The 24,546-nt window shown below is 67.5% G+C and carries 25 protein-coding genes; 18 read left to right on the top strand and 7 right to left on the bottom strand.

Features of this window, described 5'->3' with window-relative positions:
* Positions 1-56: 56 nt before the first annotated feature.
* Both OK015_RS28475 and recR read left to right on the top strand, forming a co-directional pair.
* Positions 57-407, top strand: coding sequence for a YbaB/EbfC family nucleoid-associated protein (locus OK015_RS28475; RefSeq protein WP_268128305.1), 351 nt, complete (start codon positions 57-59; stop codon positions 405-407).
* Positions 408-419: 12 nt separating this feature from the next.
* The gene (gene recR, locus OK015_RS28470) at positions 420-1,031 is read left to right on the top strand and encodes a recombination mediator RecR (protein WP_268128303.1); all 612 of its coding nucleotides are present in this window, start codon (positions 420-422) and stop codon (positions 1,029-1,031) included.
* A gap of 12 nt (positions 1,032-1,043) precedes the next feature.
* Here recR and OK015_RS28465 read toward each other — a convergent pair whose 3' ends face one another.
* The 4 genes from OK015_RS28465 to OK015_RS28450 all read right to left on the bottom strand — a co-directional run bounded on the left by OK015_RS28465 (position 1,044) and on the right by OK015_RS28450 (position 4,235).
* On the bottom strand, positions 1,044-1,709 hold the full coding sequence (locus tag OK015_RS28465) for a C39 family peptidase (protein ID WP_268128302.1): 666 nt from the start codon (positions 1,707-1,709) through the stop codon (positions 1,044-1,046).
* A gap of 153 nt (positions 1,710-1,862) precedes the next feature.
* A complete protein-coding gene (locus OK015_RS28460) occupies positions 1,863-2,291 on the bottom strand; it encodes a hypothetical protein (RefSeq protein WP_268128300.1) in 429 nt (142 codons plus the stop codon).
* 14 nt (positions 2,292-2,305) lie between these two features.
* Positions 2,306-3,013, bottom strand: a complete 708-nt coding sequence (locus OK015_RS28455) for a type 1 glutamine amidotransferase (RefSeq protein WP_268128298.1) — start codon at positions 3,011-3,013, stop codon at positions 2,306-2,308.
* Positions 3,006-4,235, bottom strand: coding sequence for a Mur ligase family protein (locus OK015_RS28450; protein ID WP_268128296.1), 1,230 nt, complete (start codon positions 4,233-4,235; stop codon positions 3,006-3,008). The genes OK015_RS28455 and OK015_RS28450 overlap by 8 nt, the downstream gene beginning before the upstream one ends.
* Positions 4,236-4,367: 132 nt before the next feature.
* On the opposite strand from OK015_RS28450, the gene OK015_RS28445 reads away from it, so the two are divergent.
* Together OK015_RS28445 and OK015_RS28440 are read left to right on the top strand one after the other, a co-directional pair.
* Entirely contained in the window at positions 4,368-5,360 is a 993-nt protein-coding gene (locus tag OK015_RS28445; RefSeq protein ID WP_268128294.1) for a DEDDh family exonuclease, read from the top strand.
* 86 nt (positions 5,361-5,446) lie between these two features.
* Positions 5,447-5,968: a hypothetical protein gene (locus OK015_RS28440; protein WP_268128292.1), complete on the top strand. Its 522-nt coding sequence runs from the start codon at positions 5,447-5,449 to the stop codon at positions 5,966-5,968.
* A gap of 4 nt (positions 5,969-5,972) precedes the next feature.
* Here OK015_RS28440 and leuA read toward each other — a convergent pair whose 3' ends face one another.
* Positions 5,973-7,901, bottom strand: a complete 1,929-nt coding sequence (leuA, locus tag OK015_RS28435; RefSeq protein WP_268128290.1) for a 2-isopropylmalate synthase — start codon at positions 7,899-7,901, stop codon at positions 5,973-5,975.
* A 242-nt stretch (positions 7,902-8,143) separates the two neighbouring features.
* On the opposite strand from leuA, the gene OK015_RS28430 reads away from it, so the two are divergent.
* The 14 genes from OK015_RS28430 to OK015_RS28365 all read left to right on the top strand — a co-directional run bounded on the left by OK015_RS28430 (position 8,144) and on the right by OK015_RS28365 (position 22,193).
* Positions 8,144-9,409, top strand: coding sequence for an aspartate kinase (locus OK015_RS28430; protein WP_268128288.1), 1,266 nt, complete (start codon positions 8,144-8,146; stop codon positions 9,407-9,409).
* Positions 9,410-10,465, top strand: coding sequence for an aspartate-semialdehyde dehydrogenase (locus OK015_RS28425; protein ID WP_268128287.1), 1,056 nt, complete (start codon positions 9,410-9,412; stop codon positions 10,463-10,465).
* A 7-nt stretch (positions 10,466-10,472) separates the two neighbouring features.
* The gene (locus OK015_RS28420) at positions 10,473-11,621 is read left to right on the top strand and encodes a DUF4185 domain-containing protein (RefSeq protein WP_442791180.1); all 1,149 of its coding nucleotides are present in this window, start codon (positions 10,473-10,475) and stop codon (positions 11,619-11,621) included.
* Between the two features lie 161 nt (positions 11,622-11,782).
* Entirely contained in the window at positions 11,783-12,304 is a 522-nt protein-coding gene (locus tag OK015_RS28415) for an OsmC family protein (RefSeq protein WP_268128285.1), read from the top strand.
* Positions 12,305-12,506: 202 nt separating this feature from the next.
* Positions 12,507-12,881 (top strand): hypothetical protein, encoded by a 375-nt coding sequence (locus tag OK015_RS28410; RefSeq protein WP_442791179.1) that lies wholly within the window; start codon positions 12,507-12,509, stop codon positions 12,879-12,881.
* 219 nt (positions 12,882-13,100) lie between these two features.
* The gene (locus tag OK015_RS28405; protein WP_268128281.1) at positions 13,101-13,586 is read left to right on the top strand and encodes a hypothetical protein; all 486 of its coding nucleotides are present in this window, start codon (positions 13,101-13,103) and stop codon (positions 13,584-13,586) included.
* A 152-nt stretch (positions 13,587-13,738) separates the two neighbouring features.
* Complete coding sequence (locus tag OK015_RS28400; RefSeq protein ID WP_268128279.1) at positions 13,739-15,181, top strand: catalase; 1,443 nt, start codon at positions 13,739-13,741, stop codon at positions 15,179-15,181.
* A 132-nt stretch (positions 15,182-15,313) separates the two neighbouring features.
* Positions 15,314-15,961, top strand: coding sequence for a sensor domain-containing protein (locus OK015_RS28395; RefSeq protein WP_268133176.1), 648 nt, complete (start codon positions 15,314-15,316; stop codon positions 15,959-15,961).
* Between the two features lie 171 nt (positions 15,962-16,132).
* On the top strand, positions 16,133-17,422 hold the full coding sequence (gene egtA, locus OK015_RS28390; protein WP_268128277.1) for an ergothioneine biosynthesis glutamate--cysteine ligase EgtA: 1,290 nt from the start codon (positions 16,133-16,135) through the stop codon (positions 17,420-17,422).
* A 68-nt stretch (positions 17,423-17,490) separates the two neighbouring features.
* Positions 17,491-18,783, top strand: a complete 1,293-nt coding sequence (gene egtB, locus OK015_RS28385) for an ergothioneine biosynthesis protein EgtB (protein ID WP_442791336.1) — start codon at positions 17,491-17,493, stop codon at positions 18,781-18,783.
* A complete protein-coding gene (gene egtC, locus OK015_RS28380) occupies positions 18,783-19,493 on the top strand; it encodes an ergothioneine biosynthesis protein EgtC (RefSeq protein WP_268128276.1) in 711 nt (236 codons plus the stop codon). The genes egtB and egtC overlap by 1 nt, the downstream gene beginning before the upstream one ends.
* A complete protein-coding gene (gene egtD, locus OK015_RS28375; RefSeq protein ID WP_268128275.1) occupies positions 19,493-20,458 on the top strand; it encodes an L-histidine N(alpha)-methyltransferase in 966 nt (321 codons plus the stop codon). The genes egtC and egtD overlap by 1 nt, the downstream gene beginning before the upstream one ends.
* Positions 20,455-21,609 carry an ergothioneine biosynthesis PLP-dependent enzyme EgtE gene (gene egtE, locus OK015_RS28370; protein WP_268128273.1) on the top strand — a complete coding sequence of 385 codons (1,155 nt, stop codon included), beginning with the start codon at positions 20,455-20,457 and terminating at the stop codon, positions 21,607-21,609. The genes egtD and egtE overlap by 4 nt, the downstream gene beginning before the upstream one ends.
* 11 nt (positions 21,610-21,620) lie before the next feature.
* Positions 21,621-22,193, top strand: a complete 573-nt coding sequence (locus OK015_RS28365; protein ID WP_268128272.1) for a VOC family protein — start codon at positions 21,621-21,623, stop codon at positions 22,191-22,193.
* Between the two features lie 6 nt (positions 22,194-22,199).
* Here OK015_RS28365 and OK015_RS28360 read toward each other — a convergent pair whose 3' ends face one another.
* Positions 22,200-22,877: a class I SAM-dependent methyltransferase gene (locus OK015_RS28360; protein ID WP_268128271.1), complete on the bottom strand. Its 678-nt coding sequence runs from the start codon at positions 22,875-22,877 to the stop codon at positions 22,200-22,202.
* 20 nt (positions 22,878-22,897) lie between these two features.
* Complete coding sequence (locus tag OK015_RS28355) at positions 22,898-24,373, bottom strand: glutamate--cysteine ligase (RefSeq protein WP_268128268.1); 1,476 nt, start codon at positions 24,371-24,373, stop codon at positions 22,898-22,900.
* Positions 24,374-24,546 lie beyond the last annotated feature (173 nt).

Below are 24,546 nucleotides of genomic sequence, written 5' to 3'. Positions count from 1 at the left end.
ATCGCCCGACACCCACAGGCGAAACCAACTCGAGACCAAGATGCGAGGGGATTGTCATGCAACCCGGAGGCGATATGTCCGCGCTGCTCGCCCAGGCGCAGCAGATGCAGCAAAGGCTCATGGAGGCTCAGCAACAGCTCGCGAACGCCGAGATCCGCGGTCAGGCCGGTGGCGGGTTGGTCGAGGCGGTTGTCAAAGGCAGCGGCGAGGTCATCGCGGTGAAGATCGATCCGTCGGTCGTCGACCCCTCGGACATCGAGACGTTGCAGGACTTGATCGTCGGCGCCATGGTGGACGCCTCCAAGCAGGTCACCCAGATGGCGCAGGAGCAGCTGGGGTCGCTGACCGCCGGCTTGGGCGGCCCTCCGGCTCCACCGGCCCCACCGACGCAGGTACCGGGGCTCTGACTACCTACCGACATGTTTGAGGGACCGGTCCAGGACCTGATCGACGAGCTTGGCAGGCTGCCGGGTATCGGGCCAAAGAGCGCGCAGCGCATCGCCTTTCACTTGTTGTCGGTCGAACCGCGGGACATCGACCGACTTACCGCCGTGCTGGCGAAGGTCCGCGACGGCGTCCGTTTCTGCGCGGTCTGCGGCAACGTTTCCGACGACGAGCGTTGCCGGATTTGCGCCGATCCGCGCCGCGACGGCACGCAGGTGTGTGTCGTCGAGGAACCCAAGGACGTCCAGGCCGTCGAGCGCACTCGGGAGTTCCGCGGCCGCTACCACGTCCTGGGCGGCGCGCTCGATCCGCTGTCCGGCGTGGGCCCCGATCAGCTGCGGATCCGCGAGCTGCTGAGCCGTATCGGCGAGCGGGTCGACGGGGTGGACATCACCGAGGTGATCATCGCGACCGACCCCAACACCGAGGGGGAAGCGACGGCCACCTACCTGGTCCGGGTGCTGCGCGACATTCCCGGCCTGACCGTCACGCGAATCGCGTCCGGGCTGCCGATGGGCGGCGACTTGGAGTTCGCCGACGAGTTGACCCTGGGCCGAGCCCTGACCGGTCGCCGGTCCATGGTCTGATCCGCGGCGCGTTCACGTCGTCAAGACGGCGAAATTGTCGCCGGCGCCCCAGGCCTCCTCGAACGTCGCGATCGAAACCTGCTCGTCACCGCCCGAGGGCACGCCACTGTCGTTGAGGTGCACCACACCGGCGTCGTTGTCGATGCCGATGACGACGACGAAGTGGTTTTGCTTGGTGCGGTCGCCGGAGTCGTTCCAGATGACGTGGTCGTTCACCCCGGCGATCACCTTGCGCCCGTGATCCAGAGCGCCCACCAATCCTTCGGTATCGGGGTGGACCACGTCGGCGTGCACGCCGTAGTGCGCCAAGAGCGGCACCAGGTCTTTGTTGCTCGTTCTGCTGCCGGGGCGGTAAATCGGCCCGGGGTGGGCCGCGCTCGCAATGTTTTCCGCTGCGGCATTGATCTCGTCCTCGCTGGGCTCGTGGCCGCTGATCTGGCCGATCACGTCGGCCACCGCCATCTCCCCGCAGTCGAGATGCTGCTGCTGATAGCGCCAGTAGGGCGCGGCGGCGCCCGGGTCGCCATGCATCCCGGGGTCGGTGTGCGGGGCCGGAACGCTCGGGGCGGCATGGGCGCCGGCGACTCCACCCGCCCAGCCCGCGGCGGCCGTGGTCAACAAGGCCGCGAGCACGCCAAGGCGTGTCGTCCGGGCCATCGTCGCTGAGGTGCTATTCATGGGGCCTCTTTCTCGAGCCGCCGCACTCGCGTCGGCGTCGAGGAAAGCGTCGCGTCTGGTCCTAAAAGGAATCTTGTTGCCCAGGTAGCCGAGCCGCATCGGCGGGCGGGTCGACGGTGTGGTCCTCACCGCCGGCCCATGGTCTGACGTTCCTCAGGCTTTGCTCAATTGGAATTGCCTGGTAAAGGTCTTGCTCGGCTCTCCACTGCACGCGTCTGACGTCGTCGTCTGGCCTTCTCCCGCGAGCGACACGGCATCGAAGCTGTAGTTGACAGTCACCGGGGCCGATGCGCCGTTCGGGCACGGCGCCTGGGCCGTCCCGCTGTGAGTCCATCGTCCACTGACGAGTTGGAATTCCCAGCTGATAACGAACGTCCCGCCATCTTGCGAGGTCGCCCGGGTGCAGTCCGATCCGCACGGGACGAAGAGCCACGCGGTCGGTTTGTCGTTGTCCGCGTAGTGCACGTTGTACCGGCCGTTCAGGACTTCCGGGTCGGCGCGCGCCGGTGTCGACCACGTGATGAACGCAGCCGCGCCGAGCAGTGCGGCGCCGGCAGCCAGTCTCGGGCTGATTTTCGCCATCTCGGCCCGCACGGTTAGCGCGCCGCCAGTCGTTCGCGGCGCAGCAGGTCCACCTCGGGCAGTTCCAGCGGTGCCAGCTCACCCACCACCTTGCTCAGCAGCAGGTCGGCCAGCTCCGGGTTGCGGGCCAGACACGGTCCATGCATGTACGTCGCGACGACACTGCCCTGCACCACGCCGTCAAAACCGTCGCCGCGCCTGTTGCCCGCGCCCTTGACCACCGCACCCAACGGCGAGGCGTCGGGACCGAGCACGGTGCCGCCGCGGTGGTTTTCAAACCCGGTGAGTTGCTGGGTCAACCCGGCCAGCAGCGGCTTGCTCACCAGCTCGCCGATCGTGCGCGCATCCTGTGGGGAGGTCGTCGCGTCCAGCATGCCCACGCCGTCGACCCGTTCCCCGGACGACGTTTCGTACCAGTGCCCGAGCACCTGGACGGCGGCACAGATCGACAACACCGGGGCGCCGCGCTGCGCGGCGCGCTGCAGGCCCGGGTACCGCAGCAGGTGCCGCGTGGCCAGCCGTTGCGCGTAGTCCTCGGCGCCGCCCAGCGTGTACAGGTCCAAGGACTCCGGCACCGGGTCGTCCAGCGTGATCTCGACGACCTCGGCCGCGATACCCCGCAGCAGCAGCCGCCGGCGCAACACGACCGCGTTGCCGCCGTCGCCGTAGGTGCCCATCACGTCGGGCAACACCAGCCCGATCCGCAGCGTGGATTCAGCCATGCCGCGCCAACGCTCGGTGTAGCCGCAGGAAGGCGGTGTAGTTGGCGACGACCTCCACACGCCCCGGCGGGCACGACTCGATGGCCGCCAGGGTGTCGTGCACCAGGGTGTGCTCGACGCCCGCGTACCCCAAGCGCACCGCCAGGTCGGTGCCGCGTTCGCCGGCCGCCACCACCGCGGTTTCTTCGAAGTGCTCGAAGTGCACATCCCACAGCCAGGACAGGTCCTCGCCGTCGGGCACCTGCCCGTTGACCGAGATGACCACCCCGGCCGCGTGCTTGTCGACCATCGACAGCGCTTCCTGCCAGCCGGCCGGGTTCTTGGCCAGCAGAATTCGGGCGTCGTGCCGGCCGATGCGCACGGTCCGGTAGCGGCCCGCGACCTCGTCCACCCCCGACGCCGCCGCGACCGCCGCAGCGGGGGCGGCGCCGAGTGCGACGGCGGCCGCGACGGCCTGGGCGGCATTGCCCCGATTCACCGCGCCGGGCAGCGCCAGCTCCATCGGCAGGGCCAGGCCGTCGGGCCCGTACAACGTCTCGTCGTCGAACCACCACTGCGGACTGGGCCGCTTGAAGTCGGCACCCGTGGAATACCAGTGGCCCTGGTCACGGACGATCACTTCGCCGCTGCGCGGGCAGCTGACCGAGTCGTTCGCCCACGAGCCGCCGGCGGCCACCCACACCACGTTCGGGCTGTCGTAGGCGGCCGAGGTCATCAGCACGTCGTCGCAGTTGGCGACGACGACCGCGCGCGGATGCCGGGCCAGGCCGGCCCGCAGCGTGCGTTCGATCACGTTGATCTCGCCGACCCGGTCCAGCTGATCGCGCGACAGGTTGAGCAGCACGATGACGGCCGGCTCGACGGCGTCGCTGACATGCGGCACGTGCATCTCATCGACTTCAAGGGCGGCCAGCGCGGCGCCGCCGTCGGCGGCCAGCGCGGCCACCAGGCCGGCATCCATGTTGGCGCCCTCGGCGTTGGTGGCCACCCTGCCCAGCGTCCCCAGCGCCGCGGCCGTCATGCGGGTCGTCGTGGACTTGCCGTTGGTGCCGGTGACGACGACGGTTCTCCTGCCCACCGCGAGCTGGCGCAGGATCGAGCGGTCCAGTGTCATCGCGACCAGGCCGCCGATCATCGCTCCGGCCCCGCGTCCGGTGACTCGCGATGCCCAGCGCGCGGTCGCTCCGGCGGCCAGAGCCAGACGTGCGCGGGGGGTCAGCATTCACAGCAGTTTAAAGGCGATCGCAAGCGCGGCGCCGGGCGCCGGGCGCCGGGCCGCGCCTTCCTCCAAGTATGTGGCGACACGACCGCGCAGCGACCGAGCGATGTCGGTCCGGCGTGCCATTCTCAGTCCATGAACCCGATCTCCTGGGGTCTTCCGACAGGCGAACCGCACACGGGCTGGGCCGTCATCGACGTCGAGACCTCGGGCTTTCGGCCGGGGCAGGCGCGGGTCATCAGCCTGGCGGTACTCGGCCTCGACACCGCCGGCCGGGTTGAGCAATCGGTGGTCAGCCTGCTCAACCCCGGGGTCGATCCCGGTCCCACCCACGTGCACGGGCTGACCGCCGCCATGCTCGAAGATCAGCCGCAGTTCGGCGACATCATCGGTGACGTGGTCGAGGTGCTGCGGGGCCGCACGCTGGTGGCGCACAACGTCGCGTTCGACTACGCATTCCTGGCCGCCGAGTCCGAGCTCGCCGGCATCGAACTTCCCGTCGACAGCGTCATGTGCACGGTCGAGCTGGCCCGGCGACTCAATCTCGGTGTCGAGAATCTGCGGTTGGAGACCCTCGCCGCGCACTGGGGCGTCACCCAGGAGCGGCCGCACGACGCCTTCGACGACGCGATGGTGTTGACCGGCGTTCTCGCGTCCGCGCTCGAGCGGGCCCGCGAACGCGACATCTGGTTGCCGGTGCGTCCGGTCACCCGGCGCCGCTGGCCCAACGGCCGAGTGACCCACGACGAACTGCGGCCGTTGAAGGCGCTGGCCTCGCGGATGCCCTGCCCGTATCTCAACCCGGGGCCGTATGTCCGCGGCCGGCCGCTGGTCCAGGGCATGCGGGTGGCGCTGGCCGCCGAGGTGCGGCGCACGCACGAGGAACTCGTCGAGCGGATCCTGCACGCCGGGCTGGCCTACACCGATGTCGTCGACCGCGAGACCTCGCTGGTGGTCTGCAATGACGCCGCCCCCGAACAGGGCAAGGGTTATCAGGCCCGGCAGCTCGGGGTGCCGGTGGTGTCCGACGCGCAGTTCATGGACGGCGTCGGCACCGTGATCGGTGGCACCAACATGGAGGAGTTCGTCGACGCTTCGGCCGTCGACGACCAGCTCGCCCTGTTCTGACGCGGACGTTTAGCCCAGCCCGAGGTTTTGTGGTCACGGCGGCCCACACGGCGGATAGGTTCATTCGCGGGGAGCGTGGGCAGGAAATGCTGATCGGACGAGTAGTCACCGCGGCGACAGGGCTGGGCGCCGCCCTCGTGCTGTCGGCATGCGGCGCCGGCGCCGGGTCGGCGAACAACGCCGAGCTCGTTCGTGTACCGGCGGACCTGTGTTCGCTGCTCAGCGCCGCCGATATCAGCCAGGCCATCGGCAGGCCGTTCCCGCCGCCTCGCCGCACCCGGACCGGCATCGGTGGCGATCAGGACTGCACCTCCGTGCCGGCGTCGGGCGCCGCGATGAGCTTCACGTTGTTCTGGGGTGATTGCACGGATGGCAAGGCCCCCAACCAGGATTGCCTGAACTCGGTGTCCAACACCTTTGCGACGCACAAGCGGCAGACCGTCAGCGCCATCGCGCCCATCACCGGCCTGGGCGACGATGCCTACTGCCTCCCGGCTCCGTTCGCGACCGCCATGGTCCTGCAGCGCTGGATCTACCTCACCGTCGTGGCTGACACCTGCCCGCAGGCTCAAACACTGGCGAGGACACTGCTGTCCAGACTGGCATAGTCGATCATCCGCGCGCGGCGCGGTTGACCGCCGACACCACGGCACGCAGTGACGCGGTGGTGATCGACGGGGCGGTGCCCACACCCCACACCGTGCGTCTCGGGCCGTCCGCGCGCCGACCCGCTTCGCCCGACGTCGCCGCGCTCGCGATCGGCACGGCCACCGAAGCCTCCACATACGCGGCGGCCTGCGCGTCGTCGCCGGAGCTCATCGCGTGCTCGGAGTAGTCCAGGACGGCGACGTCGAACCCGACGTCCCCCAGCGCATTCACGAACGCGGCGAGCGGGCCGTTGCCGGCACCGCTGATCTCGGTCTCCACCCCGTTGATCTTGACCGTCGCGGCGATCCTGGTGGTGCCGCCGTCTTCCTCGGCGGCGTCGACACGCTGCTTGATCCGTTCCAGCGGCAGGATCGGCGCGAGGTACTCCTCGGAGAACGCTTCCCACATCTCCTTCGGCGACACCTCACCGCCTTCGCCGTCGGCGATCTTCTGGATCACCTGGGAGAACTCGATCTGCAGCCGGCGCGGCAGGGCCAGGCCGTGGTCGGCCTTCATGATGTAGGCCACCCCGCCCTTGCCGGACTGTGAGTTGACCCGGATCACCGCCTCGTAGGTGCGGCCGACATCGCGCGGGTCGATCGGCAGATACGGCACCTGCCAGAGCATGTCCTCGACGTCGGAATCCGCGGCGTCGGCGTCGGCCTTCATCTGGTCCAGGCCCTTGTTGATGGCGTCCTGGTGGCTGCCCGAGAACGCGGTGTAGACCAGATCGCCGCCGTACGGGTGACGCTCATGCACCGGCAGCTGGTTGCAGTACTCCACCGTGCGGCGGATCTCGTCGATGTTGGAGAAGTCGATCTGCGGGTCCACGCCGCGGCAGAACAGGTTCAGCCCCAGCGTCACCAGGCAGACATTGCCGGTGCGCTCCCCGTTGCCGAACAGGCAACCCTCGATCCGGTCGGCGCCGGCCTGGTAGCCCAATTCGGCTGCGGCGACAGCGGTTCCGCGGTCGTTGTGCGGATGCAGGCTCAGGATCACCGACTCCCGGTTGGCCAGGTTGCGGCTCATCCACTCGATCGAGTCCGCGTAGACGTTGGGAGTCGCCATCTCCACAGTGGCGGGCAGATTGAAAATGATCGGGTTGTCCGGCGTCGGTGCGATGATCTCGCCGACGGCGTCGCACACCTGCTTGGCGTACTCCAATTCCGTTCCCGTGTAGGACTCCGGCGAATACTCGAATCGCCATTGCGTGTCCGGGTATTTGGCCGCCTCTTCGACGCATTTGCGGGCGCCCTCGGTCGCGATGGCCTGCACCGCGTCCCGGTCGGCACGAAACACCACGCGGCGCTGCAGGATTGACGTCGAGTTGTAGAAGTGCACGATCGCCCGGTGCACGCCCTCACATGCCTGGAAGGTGCGCTCGATCAGTTCCGGCCGGCATTGAGTCAGCACCTGGATGGTGACGTCGTCGGGAATGGCGCCGTCGGTGATGATTTCGCGGACGAAGTCGAAATCGGTCTGGCTGGCCGACGGGAACCCGACTTCAATCTCCTTGTAGCCCATGCCAACCAGCAGGTCGAACATGCGGCGTTTGCGGGCCGGGCTCATCGGGTCGATCAGCGCCTGGTTGCCGTCGCGCAGGTCCACCGCGCACCACAACGGCGCGCTGTTGATGACGCGGTCCGGCCAGGTGCGGCCGTCGAGCTGAATCGACTCGACTTCCTCGGCGAACGAGCGGTAGCGGTTGACCGGCATCGACGAGCCGCGCTGCGGATTCCACGCGGGCTGGTCGGGCCGCCGCGGACCGGCGGGCTTTTCGACGGTACGGGCCTTGGAAGAGATAGAGGTATAGGCGTCGGGGCTGGCGGGTGCGGAAAAGTTGGTCACGGTAATTGCTCCGGGGATGTCAGAAGGGACTTCAGACCGGCGCATCGCGAACACCCGCGACGGGAAGCCGGTCTGGATCAGGCCCCGTCGCGGCGTCCGAGAAGGAACACCCGCTGCACGGTCTGAACTCTACCGCGATCAGCGCCCAGGCGAAAACCACACCGAATCGAGACCAAAACCGCTGGCTGTGATGCCCGCCATCGGGTCAGAAAACGAGATGCGCCGCCACGTATCCTGTTGTGAACTTGAACCGCGTCTGTGGGTGTGGAAGGGCAGGCAGAGAAACAGTGGCGCTCGTCGTACAGAAGTACGGCGGATCCTCGGTGGCCGACGCCGACCGGATCCGTCGCGTCGCGGAACGCATCGTTGAGACCAAAAAGCAGGGCAACGACGTCGTGGTCGTGGTCTCGGCGATGGGGGACACCACCGATGACCTGCTGGATTTGGCTCAGCAGGTGTGCCCGGTGCCGCCGGCCCGCGAGCTGGACATGCTGCTGACGGCCGGTGAGCGCATCTCCAACGCGCTGGTGGCCATGGCGGTGGAATCGCTCGGTGCCCGCGCCCGGTCGTTCACCGGCTCGCAAGCCGGCGTCATCACCACCGGCACGCACGGCAACGCGAAGATCATCGACGTCACACCGACCCGGCTGCAGTCCGCGCTCGCCGAAGGCGACGTCGTGTTGGTCGCCGGCTTCCAGGGTGTGAGCCAGGACAGCAGGGACGTCACCACGCTGGGCCGAGGCGGCTCGGACACCACGGCCGTCGCGCTGGCCGCCGCCCTGCACGCCGACGTCTGCGAGATCTACACCGACGTCGACGGCATCTTCAGCGCGGACCCGCGGATCGTGCCCAACGCCCGCAAGCTCGACTCCGTCACCTTCGAGGAAATGCTCGAGCTCGCGGCGTGCGGCGCCAAGGTGCTGATGCTGCGCTGCGTCGAATACGCCCGCCGCTACGACTTGCCGGTGCACGTCCGGTCGTCGTACTCGGACAAACTAGGCACTGTCGTCGTCGGATCGATCAAGGACACGCCCATGGAAAGCCCCCTTCTGACCGGAGTCGCGCACGATCGCAGCGAGGCCAAGGTGACCGTCGTCGGGATCCCGGACATCCCCGGATATGCGGCCCGCGTCTTCCGGGCCATCGCCGAGGCTGACGTGAACATCGACATGGTGCTGCAGAACGTCTCCAAGATCGAGGACGGCAAGACCGACATCACCTTCACGTGTTCCCGCGACAGCGGGCCCACGGCGGTGGCCAAGCTTGACTCCCTCAAGGAGGAGATCGGCTTCACTCAGCTGCTCTACGACGACCACATCGGCAAAGTGTCGCTGATCGGAGCGGGCATGCGCAGCCATCCCGGGGTCACCGCGACGTTCTGTGAGGCGCTGGCCGAGGTGGGTGTGAACATCGAGCTGATCTCCACCTCCGAGATCCGCATCTCGGTGCTGTGCCGCGACACCGAACTAGACAAGGCCGTCGTGGCGTTGCACGAGGCGTTCGGGCTCGGCGGCGAGGAGGAGGCCACGGTGTATGCGGGGACGGGTCGCTAGATGGTTGCAATAGGGGTAGTAGGTGCCACCGGTCAGGTGGGCCAGGTGATGCGCAATCTGCTCGACGAGCGCGACTTCCCGGCTCTGGATAGTGGGGGGACGGTGCGGTTTTTCGCGTCCGCCCGCTCGCAGGGCCGCAAACTGCCGTTCCGCGGCCAGGAGATCGAGGTCGAAGACGCCGCGACGGCGGACCCGACCGGCCTGGACATCGCGGTGTTCTCGGCCGGCAAGACGATGTCGCTGGTGCAGGCGCCGCGGTTCGCGGCGGCCGGAGTGACGGTGATCGACAATTCGTCGGCCTGGCGCAAGGACCCCGAGGTGCCGTTGGTGGTCTCGGAAGTCAACTTCGACAGGGATGTGCGAGACGCTCCCGCCCTGCCCAAGGGCATCATCGCCAATCCCAACTGCACGACGATGGCCGCGATGCCGGTGCTCAAGCCGCTACACGACGAAGCCCAACTGGTGCGCCTGGTGGTTTCGAGCTACCAAGCCGTGTCCGGTAGTGGCTTGGCCGGTGTCGAGGAGTTGGCGACGCAGGCGCGCGCGGTCATCGACGGCGCCGAGCAGTTGGTGCACGACGGACGGGCGCTAAAGTTTCCGACGCCCAAGACCTACGTCGCGCCCATCGCGTTCAACGTGCTGCCGCTGGCCGGGTCGCTGGTGGACGACGGCTCCGGGGAGACCGACGAGGACCAGAAGCTGCGCCACGAGAGCCGCAAGATCCTGGGCATTCCCGACCTGCTGGTCAGCGGGACCTGCGTGCGGGTCCCGGTGTTCACCGGGCACTCGCTGTCGATCAACGCCGAGTTCGCCCGGCCGATCTCCCCGGACCGCGCCCGGGAGCTGCTCGGCGCAGCCCCCGGAGTGAAGGTTGTAGACGTGCCGACCGCATTGGATGCGGCCGGAATCGACGAGTCCTTGGTCGGCCGGATCCGGCGCGACCCGGGAGTGCGGGACGGACGTGGCCTGGCGCTATTCGTCTCGGGGGACAACCTGCGAAAGGGTGCGGCGCTCAACACGATTCAGATCGCCGAGTTGCTCGCCGCCGAACTGTGATCCGAGGGTGAGGCCCGCCCACACTCGCCCCGGTACGCGGTACTTGGCTGCGTCGGCGGTGTGTTTGGTTGTCTCGCAATCTTTTTGGGTGGTACACGCCGATCCTCCGGCTCCGGCCCCCGGGCCTATCCTGGCGCCGCTGGCGCCGGGTCAGGTGGTGCGAATCGGACCGACAGCCGGAACAGGCACGGCCACAAAGGATTACGGTATCGGCGCCACGGATCTCTGCGAATTCCTGGAGTTTCCCACCGAACTGCTGCAGGTCTGCGGCGACAGCTTCGCGGGGCAGGGCGTGGGGTTCGGCGGCTGGTACTCGCCGGTCGCCCTGCACGTCGACACCGCATCGGTCGACGATCCGGCCGGGGTGCGCTATACCGGCGTCACCGGGATCGGCAAACCGCTGCTGGCTGATCCCACACCGTCGGGGGACTCGCAGCTGCCCGCCGGAGTGGTGCAGATCAACCGGCGCAACTACCTGATGGTGACGACGACCAAGGACCTGAAGCCGCAGAGCTCGCGGCTGGTGAGCGCCGAGGCGGCGCATGCGGAATGGCAGTCCGTTCCCGGGTCGAAGCGCGAGGGCTCCTACCAGGGCGGCTCGCAGACTCAGGTCAGCGGCTACTACGACCCGATCCCGACCGCCGATTCGCCGAGCGGATGGGTGTACATCGTGGCCAACAGCTTCACCCGCAGTCAGCCGGTGGTGCTGTATCGGGTTGCGCCGCAGAACTTTACCGACCGGTCGCGGTGGCAGGGCTGGGCGGTCGGGCCGGGCGGCGGCTGGGGCAAACCGCCGACGCCGTTGTGGCCCGATCAGGTGGGGGAGATGAGTGTCCGGCAGATCGAGGGCAAGGCGGTGCTGTCCTACTTCAATGCGAGCACCGGCAACATGGAGGTCCGGGTGGCCAACGACCCAACGGTTTTGGGGGAGGCACCGGTTACCACCGTGGTGCAGCACGACGAGTGGCCCGAGCCGGCGGAGAGCCTGCCGCCGCCCTATGACAACCGGCTCGCCCAACCGTATGGCGGCTACATCTCACCCGGCTCCACGCTCGACGAACTCCGAATATTCGTCAGCCAGTGGGACACCCGCGCCCGGGTGTCCGCGCCGTACCGGGTGATCCAGTTCGCGGTCAACCCCTTCAAGCCGGATTAGTGCGTCGTCTGCGGCCTCCATCCGACTGATCGAGCAGCGGCGCGCGTTGCCGAGTGGATGCGGTACGACTCACCGTGTGCGAAACGCTAGTTCCTCGGTGTTGACCCTGGGATATTTAGCGCCTGCCCGTGTCCGCGGTCGGGCGGAGGAATGGAGAACTCGTGGCCGTCCATGCGAATTTGCGGCTCAACGACGTTGACATCAAAGCCGTCGGGGAGCTGATCGAGGCCGTCCGAGCCAACCCGAGTAAGGCGCACACTAGCTGGGCCGCGCACGTGACGTGGAAGGGCGGCTTTTCGTCTTCGTCGCGCGTGCGCCAATTCCCTCCCGCGCCCTCGGATGAGCCGGCGGCGCTGGGCGGTGGCGATAGCGCCCCCAACCCGGTGGAGCAGCTCCTAGCCGCGCTGGGCAACTGCCTGGCGGTCGGCTATGCGGCGAACGCCACGATCGCCGGGATCCAAATCAACAGCCTGCAGGTCGACCTGAGGGGTGACCTCGATCTTCGTGTGTTCCTCGGCCTCAAGGATGGCCATGCAGGCTTTGAATCGGTGACGGCCACTGTCCGAATCGACACCGATGCCTCCCGCACGCAGCTCGAAGAGTTGCACCGGAGTGTGGTGGCCAGCTCGCCAGTGGGGCACACGCTGAGCAGCGCAGTGCCGCTCGACATCGTCCTCGCCTAGGCCAACCACCGCCGCAGTTCGGCCATCAAGCGGCCCACAGCGGTCGCCGGCCTCAACCGGCCACCTCGGCCAGGCCGGCAGCGGGTCCGGCCGTGCCTGTCGTCACGGCCGTTCCGGCAGGTGAGGCGGGTTTTTTGGCTCACAGCTGCTACATAAGTAGCGCATAGCAATAACTATTGTTTACCCACGCATCATGTGTCTCATGAGTGAAACATCTGAAACCCCCACTGTGCGGTCCTCGACCGCAACTGCGCCGGCGCCGGCAGAGCCGGTCGTCGTCCACCGAGCCCCCAGGGTCTTCCAAGCGGCAGCCTGGGTCGCCATCGTCGCCGGGACCGTGTTCGTCCTCGCGGTCATCTTCTTCACCGGCTTCCTGCTCGGTAAGTCCACCGGGCACCACCACGGCCATCACCACCACAAGCACCACGCGATGGTGCATCCGCACCGATTCGGTGGTCCGGGTGGTCCGGGTGGCTGGGGAGCAACCCCTCCGGGTCCCCCGCCCGCATCGGTGGCTCCCGCCGCTCCCGGGCCCGGCCAGATTCCGTCGTCGGTCGTTCCGTCTCGCACGCCATAGGCGCGGCGAGGCGAAGACCTCAACCGTTCAGATGCTCACGGGGTAATAGGAGGACCCCGGGGGGCCACTAACTCCACACGTCGTAGCCCGGCGCTCACCAGAGCGCCGGGCTACCAGTGATTCAGCGATCCCGCCGCCTTGATCGCATTTGGATGAATTCACAGCAACTTTGTCGCCGGAAGCTGTTGCGGCAGTTGCTTTCAGAGGCAGTATCGAGGCATGAGTGAAACACCTGAACCCGCAACCCAGCCGACGCACGTCGCCGCCGCCCCGCCTACGCACGTGGTGAAGCCGCCCAAGGTCTATACGGCCGCGGCATGGGTGGTGATCGTTGCCGGGATCGTCTTCATCCTGTCGGTCGTCTTCTTCTCCGGCGCCGTGATCTTCGGATATCACCACCACTGCCACCAGCACCACGGCACGATGTTCAAGCCCGGCGGCCCGGGCGGCCCGGGCGGCCCGGGACCGTGGCAGTACGGCGGACCCGGTGGCCCCGCCGGACCCGGCGGCCCCGCCGGCCCAGGAGCGTGGCAGTACGGCGGGCCGGGTGGCCCCGCCATGGCGCCGTCTCGTCCCTACCCGTACGGTTCCGGCCCGTTCGGCCCGGGTGGTCCCGGTGGGCCGATCGCCGGCCCCAGTGGCCCGGGGGGACCCGCGGCTCCGAGCCCGTCGCCCAGTACTCCGAACCCGGGACCGCGTCCTTAGCAGCCAGAGGCCCAGGCAGCCCGGCACCCACCGTGGGCTGCCGGGCTGTTCGGTCTGCGCGCTGAAACTGCTTGACGCCGATTCGGGTTCACACTGGGTGGGTACACGTCGACTGCCCTCGGATTCAGCCCACTTAGCGAGGAGATGACGAGATGACGGAGCGCTACACCACGACCGATGCCGGTATCGCCGCGCCCAGCGATGAACAGTCGCTGACGATCGGTCCCGACGGCCCGATCCTGCTGCAGGATCACTACCTGATTGAGCAGATGGCGCAGTTCAACCGGGAACGCATCCCGGAGCGTCAGCCGCACGCCAAGGGTGGAGGCGCCTTCGGTCATTTCGAAGTGACCAACGACGTCAGCAAGTACACCCGCGCCGCGGTCTTCCAGCCGGGTACCAAGACCGAGATGCTGGCCAGGTTTTCTACCGTCGCCGGCGAACGCGGCAGCCCAGACACCTGGCGCGACCCCCGCGGTTTCGCGCTGAAGTTTTACACCAGCGAGGGCAACTTCGACATGGTCGGCAACAACACGCCGGTCTTCTTCATGCGTGATCCGATGAAGTTCCAGCACTTCATCCGCTCGCAAAAACGCATGGCCGCAACGAATTTGCGCGACCACAACATGCAGTGGGACTTCTGGAGTCTGGTTCCCGAGTCGGCGCACCAGGTGACCTGGCTGATGGGCGATCGGGGCATCCCCAAGAGCTGGCGCCAGATGAACGGCTACAGCAGCCACACCTACAGCTGGATCAACGCCGCCGGTGAAATCTTCTGGGTGAAGTACCACTTCATCACCGACCAGGGCGTCGACTTCCTCACGCAGGAGGACGCCGACCAATTGGCCGGCGAGGACGGCGACTACCACCAGCGCGACCTCTACGAGGCGATCGAGGGCGGCAATCACCCGAGCTGGACGCTCAAGATGCAGATCATGCCGTTCGAGGAGGCCAAGACCTACCGGTTCAACCCGTTCGATCTGACCAAGGTGTGGCCGCACAGCGACTATCCGTTGATCGATGTCGGCAAGATGACGTTGGACCGCAACGTCACCGACTACCACACCGAGATCGAGCAGGCCGCCTTCGAGCCGAACAACACCGTGCCAGGCACCGGATTGAGCCCGGACAAGATGTTGCTCGCGCGCGGCTTCTCCTATTCGGACGCGCACCGTGCGCGGCTGGGCGCCAACTACCGGCAGATCCCGGTCAACTCGCCCCATGTGGAGGTCAACAGTTACTCCAAGGACGGCGCGATGCGGATGAAGAATGCCTCGGATCCGGTGTATGCGCCCAACTCCTACGGTGGCCCGAAGGCCGACCCGGCACGCGCCGCCGAGGTGCGCTGGCAGGCCGACGGGCAGATGATCCGTGCCGCCTACACGCTGCACCCCGAGGACGACGACTGGGGCCAGGCCGGCACCATGGTCCGCGAGGTGCTCGATGATGCTGCTCGAGACCGATTGGTGCACAACATCATTGGGCATGTCTCCAAAGGCGTCAAAGAGCCGGTACTGTCACGGGTGTTCGAGTACTGGCGCAACGTCGACCCCGATCTCGGTAAGAAAGTCGAAGAGGGCCTGCGGGCTCAATAGTTTGGCGCCGGACGTCGAGTTGTCGGGTGGATTCGGCCGCGCTCGGCCCGACGACTCGACGTTCGCCCCACGCCGGGCTCAGCAACTCGACGTTCGCTGCGGGGCCTGGCCCTGGCATGATCAAGTTCCATGATGCGGATCCCCGCTCTGGCGGTGAGCGTCGGTCTGGGCTTGGGGGCGGCCGCGGGCGTCCCCCTCGCGGCCGGCCATCCCTCGGAGCCCGGCGTGGTGTCCTACGCGGTCCTCGGCAAAGGGTCGGTCGGCAACATCGTCGGCGGCCCGATGGGCTGGGAATCGGTATTCACCGAACCGTTCCAGGGCTTCTTCGTCGAGCTTGCCGATTGCAACAACTGGGCGGACATCGGGCTACCCGAGGTGTACAACGACCCCGACCTGGCGTCCTTCAACGGAGCCACCGCGCAGACGTCGGCCAACGATCAGACGCATCTGGTGAAGCAGGCGATCGGCGTCTTCGCCACCAACGACGCCGCGGGCCGGGCTTTTCATCGGGTGGTGGACCGAACGGGTGGCTGCTCGGGTCAGACCACCGCGATGCACTTGGACAACGGGCAGACACAAGTGTGGTCATTTGCTGGCGGCCCGGCGACGGCGACCGACGCGAACTGGACCAAGCAGGAAGCGGGCACCGATCGGCGCTGCTTCGATCAAACCCGATTGCGCGAAAACGTGTTGCTGCAGGCGAAGGTTTGTCAGTCTGGCAACGCGGGACCCGCGGTCAACGTGCTGGCCGGGGCGATGCAAAACGCGCTGGGGCAATAGTTCGGTGAATATGGGTATTCAACTAAGCCGTGCGGCGACAACCAGCGGGAACGGGAATATGTCGGGGCGATCTGGAAGATGAAGTGACGGTGGCGATCGTTCCGATGGCTGCCCAAGATGGCGCTCGGCCCGGTGATGTTCGGGCGTGGTCGAGCCCGGAGGGATCGTGATATGACGCTCGCCGCTATCACCGCCGCGGCCTCGCAGCTAGATGCCGCCCGTCCGGCCGACTCCGAGGTGACCAGTTCCGAAGAAGCCGCCCAGTACATCGCCGACGGTTGTTTGATCGACGGCCCGCTGGGGCGCGTCGGTTTGGAGATGGAGGCGCACTGCTTCGACCCTGTCGATCCCTACCGCAGGCCGAGCTGGGACGAAATCACCGCGGTCATCGATGCACTGCCGCCACTGCCCGGCGGCAGTGCGATCACCGTTGAGCCCGGAGGCGCCGTCGAACTGTCCGGCCGGCCCGAGGACGGCGTCGCCGCGGCCATCGAAGGCATGAACAACGACCAGGGCGTGCTGCGGAAGGCGTTCGCGAACGCCGGGCTGGGATTTGTTTTCCTGGGCGCCGATCCGCTGCGGGTACCCAAGCGCGTCAACCCGGGCGCACGTTATCGCGCGATGGAAGAGTTCTTCGCGGCCAGCAATTCTGCCGACGCGGGTGCCGCGATGATGACGTCGACGGCCTCGGTTCAGGTCAACGTGGACGCCGGGCCGCAAGCCGGATGGGCGGACCGGGTCCGGCTGGCCCACGCTTTGGGTCCGACGATGATCGCGATCGCGGCCAACTCCCCGATGCTGGGCGGCGACTTCTCCGGTTGGGTGTCGACGCGGCAGTGGGTGTGGGGCCAGATGGACTCCGCGCGCTGCGGTCCCATCCTGGGGGCCAGTGGCGACGACCCCGGCACCGACTGGGCGCGCTACGCGCTCAAGGCGCCGGTGATGATGGTGCACAATCCCGAGGCCGTCGCGCTGACTCACTACGTGTCTTTCGCCGATTGGGCGGACGGCTCGGCGCTGCTCTGCGACCGGCGTCCCACCCTCGCCGATCTCGACTATCACCTGACCACGCTGTTCCCGCCGGTACGCCCCCGGCAATGGCTGGAAATCCGCTACCTCGACAGCGCACCGGATGCCTATTGGCCCGCTATCGCGTTCACCCTGGTCGCCCTGCTCGACGACCCGGTCGCCGCCGACGCCGCCGCGGCGGTCGTCGAACCGGTGGCCACCGCCTGGGACAACGCCGCCCGGCTCGGCCTGAGCGACCGGCGCCTGCACGAGGCCGCTATCGCGTGCGTGGCCATCGCGGCCGAGAAGGCGCCCCCCGAGCTCACCGACGCGATGGCGCGTCTGATCCGCACCGTCGAAAAGGGTCGATGTCCCGGCGACGACTTTTCCGACCAGGTGATCGAGCATGGCATCGTGGCGACGGTGTCGCAGCTGGCACGAGGGGGCCTGTGACTTTCCCCGATGATTCCGACCCGCTGCGCCCGGCTACGCCGCGCTTGCGATCGTCATGCCGAGAACGGATCGCCGACGATTTGGAGCGGGCGCGCACGCGCACGCTGCGGCTGGTTGACTTCGACGACACCGAACTGCGGCGTCAGTACGACCCGTTGATGAGCCCGCTGGTGTGGGACCTCGCGCATATCGGTCAGCAGGAAGAGCTTTGGCTGCTGCGCGGCGGTGACCCGAACCGGCCGGGAATGCTGGAGCCGTCGGTGGAAGGTCTCTACGACGCCTTCGAACACTCTCGCGCCAGCCGCGTCGACCTGCCGCTGCTGTCCCCGGAGCAAGCCCGATCTTATTGCCGCACAGTGCGTTCCGCGGCACTGGACGCGTTGGACGCGTTGCCCGACGACCCCGCCGGAGACCGCACGGCTTTCGTCTACGGGCTGGTGGTCAGCCACGAAAACCAGCATGACGAAACCATGCTCCAGGCGTTGAACCTGCGCACCGGCGCGGCATTGCTGCGCGACCCCGGCGCCTTGCCCGCGGGCCGGGGGGGCCTGACCGGAACGTCGGTGCTGGTGCCCGGCGGCCCGTTCGTGCTGGGCGTTGATGCCGCCAGTGAACCGTTCTCGTTGGACAACGAACGCCCGGCCCACGTCGTCGACTTGCCGCCCTTCCGGATTGGCCGGGTCCCGGTCACCAACGGCGAATGGCAACAGTTCATCGGCGACGGCGGCTACCGCGACCCGCGCTGGTGGTCCCCGCGCGGCTGGGAGCACCGCTCGACCGCGAGCCTTAGCGCGCCGCAATTCTGGGGTTCCGACGGGCGCACGCGTACCCGTTTCGGCTACATCGAAGACATTCCGGCCGACGAGCCGGTGCAGCATGTCAGCTACTTCGAGGCCGAGGCCTACGCGGCATGGGCCGGTGCCCGGCTGCCCACCGAAATGGAATGGGAGAAGGCCTGCGCCTGGGATCCGGCGACCGAGACCCGGCGCCGCTACCCGTGGGGAGCATCCGACCCGTCGGATGAGGTCGCCAATCTGGGCGGCACCGCCCTGCGGCCGGCACCCGTCGGCGCCTACCCCGCCGGCGCGTCGGCCTACGGCGTCGAGCAGATGCTGGGCGACGTCTGGGAGTGGACCAGCTCCCCCCTGCGGCCGTGGCCCGGTTTCGTCCCGATGGTCTACGAGCGCTATTCGCAGCCGTTCTTCGACGGCGACTACCGGATTCTGCGCGGCGGATCGTGGGCCGTCGAATCTGCCATTCTGCGGCCCAGTTTCCGTAACTGGGACCACCCCATCCGCCGTCAGATCTTCTCCGGAGTACGGCTGGCCTGGGACGTCGACGACGCTCGGGATCCCGCCTGATGTGCCGTCACCTCGGCTGGCTCGGCGCCGACGTCAGCGTCTCCTCGCTGGTGCTGGATCCGCCCTTCGGCCTTCGCGTGCAGTCCTACGCTCCGCGCCGCCAGGAGCACGGCCTGTTGAACGCCGACGGTTGGGGCGTCGGGTTTTTCGACGGCCCTTCCGGCGGGGGAGTGCCACGACGCTGGCGGAGCTCGGCGCCGTTGTGGGGTGACACCTCGTTCGATTCGGTCGCGCCCGCGCTGCGCAGCCGCTGTGTGGTGGCCGCGGTGCGCTCGGCGACCGTCGGCATGCCGATCGAAGCCAGCGCGACCGCGCCGTTCACCGACGGCCACTGGCTGCTGTCGCACAACGGTGTCGTTGACCGCACCGTGCTGCCGTTGACGTCGACGGCTGAATCCGTCTGTGACAGTGCGATGTTGGCGGCCACCGTCTTCTCGCTTGGTCCCGACGTGCTCGGCGAGACGGTTGCGCAGATCGGCTCGCTCGACCCAAATGCTCGACTTAACATACTGGCCGCCAACGGTTCTCGCATGCTGGCAACCGCTTGGGGCGATACCTTGTCCATTCTGCGCCGCGACGACGGCGTGGTGCTGGCCAGCGAGCCCTACGACGACGACTCCGAATGGGAGGACGTGCCCGATCACCACCTTGTCGAAGTGACCACAAAAGGCGTAACGATGACCCCGCTGGACGAGCCGAAAGGATCTTGATGACACTGACGTTGTCTAACCATCTCGCCGCCGACTCGGCGTACCACGCATTGCGTCGCGATGCATTCGACGGTTTGCAGAGCACGCCGAAGATGTTGCCGCCCAAGTGGTTTTACGACTCGGTAGGCAGTGAGCTGTTCGACCAGATAACTCGCTTGCCGGAGTACTACCCGACGCGGGCCGAGGCGGAGATCCTGCGCGCCCGGTCCGCCGAGATCGCTTCAGCCAGCCAGGCCGACACCCTGGTCGAACTCGGCAGCGGCACCTCGGAGAAGACCCGTCTGCTTCTGGACGCGTTGCATAATCGCGGATCGCTGCGCCGGTTTGTCCCGTTCGACGTCGATGCAAACATCCTGTCGACCGCGGCGATGGCCATTCAACACGAGTACGCGGACGTCGAAATCGAGGCTGTCTGTGGCGATTTCGAAGAGCACCTCGGCGAGATTCCCGGCGGCGGTCGGCGCCTGTTCGTGTTCCTCGGCTCGACGATCGGGAACCTCACACCCGGACCCCGTGCCGAATTCCTCAAGTCCCTCGCGGAGGTGATGCGCCCCGACGACACCCTGCTGCTGGGCACCGACCTGGTCAAGGACACCGGTCGGCTGGTGCGCGCCTACGACGACGCCGCCGGAGTGACGGCCCGGTTCAATCGCAATGTGCTCGCGGTGGTCAACCGGGAACTCGACGCCGATTTCGACGTCGACGCTTTCCGGCATGTGGCGCGCTGGAACGCCGATGAGGAACGCATCGAAATGTGGCTGCGGACCGAACGGCCGCAGCGGGTCCGGGTCGGTGCCCTCGACCTGACCGTCGACTTCGCCGCCGGAGAGGAAATGCTGACCGAGGTGTCGAGCAAGTTCCACCCGGGTGGGGTGAGCGCCGAATTGGCGGGCGCGGGACTGCGTCGCCTTCGGTGGTGGACGGATGCCGCGGGCGATTTCGGGTTGTCGTTGGCAGTCAAGTGAGCGACGGCGGGTCGCTGGCCGACCGATGGCGGGCGGCTCGCCCACCCGTGGCCGGTCTACACCTGGACAGTGCGGCTTGTTCGCGCCAGAGTTACGCGGCCATCGACGCCGCCGCGCTGCACGCCCGCCACGAGGCGGAGGTCGGCGGATATGTGGCGGCGCTGGCCGCGGCACCCGCACTCGACGCCGGGCGTGCCGCGTTCGCCGCGCTGACCGGGATGAGCGATGCCGACATCGTCTACACCACGGGTTCGCTGAACGCCCTGGATCTGCTGCTGGGTAGCTGGCCCGCGGACCGTCGCACGGTGGCCTGCCTGCCGGGCGAATACGGCCCCAACCTCGCCGTGCTGGACGCACACGGATTCGACCACCAGCTCCTGCCGACCCTCGAGGATGGCCGGCTGGCTCTCGACGACGCGGCATTCGTACTGCAGGCCGACCTGCCCGATTTCGTCCATCTGACGCCGGTGGCCAGCCATTGCGGTGTCGTGCAGCCGATTTCGATGATCGCGCAACTGTGCCGCGAGTTGGGTCTGCCCCTGGTTGTGGACGCCGCCCAAGCGTTGGGCCAGGTGGACTGTGCGGTCGGCGCCGATGTCACCTATTCGTCGTCGCGCAAGTGGATCGCCGGTCCGCGCGGGGTGGGCTTCCTTGGCGTCCGGCCCGACCTGACGGAGCGACTCAAGCCGCGGCTGGCGGCACCGGAGTGGGCCCAAAAATCGCGGTCGTTGTCGGTTGCTGAGCAGCTCGAATTCGGCGAAGCCAATATCGCGGCACGGGTGGGGTTTTCGGTAGCGCTCGGCGAGTATCTGGCGTTCGGGCCCGAGGCGGTGCGCGCGCGGCTGGCCGAGCTCGGCAGCATCAGTCGAACGACGCTGGCCGATGTGCCGGGATGGGTGGTGATCGAAGAGGTCGAAGAACCAAGCGCGATCACCACTCTGGCGCCCGTCGACGGTGCCGACCCGCAAGCGGTGCGGGAATGGCTGCTCGCCGAACGGCGGATCCTGACCACCTACGCCGGAGTGCAGCGGGCGCCGCTCGAGATGACCGCGCCGCGGTTGCGGATCTCCCCGCACGCCGATACCACCACCGACGATCTGGAAAGCTTCGCCGAAGCCCTGATTGCCGCGACCGTCGCCACCGCGACGTAATCGCGATCGGCATGGCCACCTTGACCTGGCTCGGCGTGCCCGGTGACGAACATGCCTGGACCACAATGGGATTCGCCGTCGACGACCGCGCGATCCGCATCGGGCGGGTACGCTGTGCGCTGACCGACGAGCGCGGCTGGGGATTCGACGAAATCTATGCGCGGCCCGAAGTTCTCGGGGTTCCGACGGCGGTTCACCCGCCGGTCACCGGCGCGGTGCATCCCTGCGGTGTCACCCATGTCGACCACGTGGTCTACGCGGTGAGCGAATTGGACGCGGCCGTCACCGCTCTCAATGCGGTGCTGGGCACCCCGCCGCGCCGGCGCTTTCATCCGCGGGGTCCGGAAGGACCCGAGATGGCGTTCTACCGCGCAGGGGAAGGCTTCATCGAAGTGGTTGCCGCCGGCGCCCACCCGGCGCTGATCGGGCTGGCGTTGTGGTCCCCCGATTTGGACGCCACGGTCGCGGCGATCCGTGCCGCCGACGGTCCGATCGGCGACCCTAAGCCCGCCGTGCAGGGCGGGCGCATTGCGAGCGTATGGCAAGGCCATCTGAACTGGGGCCTGGCCATTATGGGGCCGTGACTTCGCTCAGGCTTTGTGTGCCGTCAGTAGGTAAGCGGGAAGCTTCAATCGGCCTTTTTCGTCCCGGTCGTGCGGCGGGAATGGGAACGGCGCGTCGGGGATCTCCGGGAAATTCGCGTGGATGAAGGCGGGCCGAATCTCATCGATCTCCCAGTACTTGCTCACCGCCGCGCGTAACTCGTCCTCGTCGACTTCGTTGGGCTTCGGTTCCAGCTCGGCGGGGAAGGCGCCCTTGGCGAACACCAGCACGTAGTAGTTGGCGCCCGGGGCGGCCGCGCGGTGCACCGAGCGCAGGTAGTCGTCGCGGGCCTCGACCGGCAGCGAATGAAACAGCGTGCTGTCAGCCACGGTGGCGAACCGGCCGTCGTGGCCGGCGAACGAGGTGATGTCGGCCTGCTCGAAGCTGGCATTGCCCAGGCCGCGTTCCCCGGCCGCCTTGGTCGCGGCCGCGACGGCGGTGGGTGTGAGATCGACGCCCAGCACCGTATAGCCCTGCGCGGCCAGCGTCAGCGACAGTTCGGCGACCCCGCAGCCGGCGTCGAGCACATCGCTGCGGAATTTCCCGGCTGCGATCAGTGCGGCCAATTCAGGCTGTGGCTCACCGATATTCCACGGCGGCGGTCCTTCGAACTCACCCTCGCCGCGATAGGCGCTGTCCCAGTCTATTAACTCGTTGGGTGTCATGGTTTCCAACGTACCCGCGGCTAGCATGGCCAGGTGTGGACCGGCTCGTTGGCGTTCATGTGGTCGCAATACCGGCGCAGCATTTCGGCGAGCGCCGCGCGCCGCGTCATGCCGGACTCTTGCAAGGCGTCCACCGTTGCCACCTGCCAACTCGCGCCGTTGCGGCCGGCCTTGGCGCGGCCCTCGATCACGCCGAGGAAACGATCGCGCACGTCGGCGTCGACGCCCCATCGGCGCAGTCCCTCGTGGGCTATCGGCAGCAATGTGTCGAGCACCAACTCGGTTGCCGTCACCTCACCCAAGTCGGGCCAGTCCAGCCGGGTGTCCATCCCGTGGCGGGCCGCTTTCAGGAAATTGTGATGCGCCACATCGAAACCCATCCTCGTCCACAACGGGTTCTCTTCCTCGGACAAGGCGCGCAGCGTGCCGTAGTAGAAGGCGGAGTTAGCCAGCATGTCGATGACGGTGGGCCCGGCCGGCAATACCCGATTCTCCAGCCGCAGGTGCGGGCGCCCGTCGACAACGTCGTAGACCGGCCGGTTCCAGCGGTACACGGTGCCGTTGTGCAGACGTAGTTCGGAAAGGTGCGGAATGCGCCCGGCGGCCAGCTCGGCGGCCGGATCCTCGTCGGACAACTCCGGCAGCAGGGAGGGAAAGTACCGGATGTTCTCTTCGAACAGGTCGAGGATGGAGCTGATCCAGCGTTCGCCGAACCACACTCGGGGCCGCACCCCTTGGGTTTTGAGCTCCTCGGGTCGCGTGTCGGTGGATTGCGAGAACACCTCGATGCGGGTTTCCGACCACAGCTGATGGCCGAAGAAGTAGGGCGAGTTGGCGGCCAGCGCTAGCTGCGGGCCGGCCATCACCTGCGCCGCATTCCAGTTGGCAGCGAAGTCGGCCGGCGCCATCTGCAAGTGCAATTGCATGCTGGTGCAAGCGGATTCGGGCGCGATCGTCGCCGCCTCCCACCTCAGCGGCTCCGGACCGGAGATATGGATCGGGATGTCCTCGCCGCGCGCGTTGAAGATCGAGTCGTTGAGCGCGGTGTAGCGCGTCGACTCGCTCATCCAGCCCTCGCGTGACAGATGCTCGGGCATCAACGTGGGCAGGATGCCGATCATCACGATGCGGGTGCCGCCGGAGCCGGCCTTGGTCTGGGCGTCGTTGAGGCTGGCCCGTACTTCGGCCTCCAGGTCCAGCCCGGTATGTCCGGGTAGCGGCCGGGGAGGCACATTGAATTCGATGTTGTAGGCGCCTAATTCCTTCTGGTAGGCCGGATCTGCGATGGCATCCAGCACATGCCGGTTCGACATGGCTGGCTGATAGTCGGCATCGACGAGGTTGCATTCGATCTCCATGCCGGTCAGCGGCCGGTCGGAATCGAAGCGTGACTGGGCGAGCATCGTCTCGAAGACGTCCAGACACAGCTGCACCTTGCGCCGGTACTCCCGCCGATGTGCGCGGTCGTACGTGGTGCGCTTGACCTCTTCGCCCACATCGCCGATGCAACAGGGTTACCGCCGGTAACGCAAGAGCGGCGCGATTGATCGCGCCGTCGCATCCGTGCCCGGCCGTGGCGAATCGGGTCGGTCAGCTGCAGATCTGGTGGGCCGGTACCCCATCATGGACGATGGCATGAACGTGTCGCAGTTCACGACGAAGGAGACAG

Origin of the sequence: Mycobacterium sp. Aquia_216 (assembly GCF_026723865.1) — a bacterium.
GTDB lineage: Bacteria > Actinomycetota > Actinomycetes > Mycobacteriales > Mycobacteriaceae > Mycobacterium.
The sequence above is the reverse complement of the archived record's forward strand: the minus strand, read 5'-3'. Positions and strand labels throughout refer to the sequence as shown.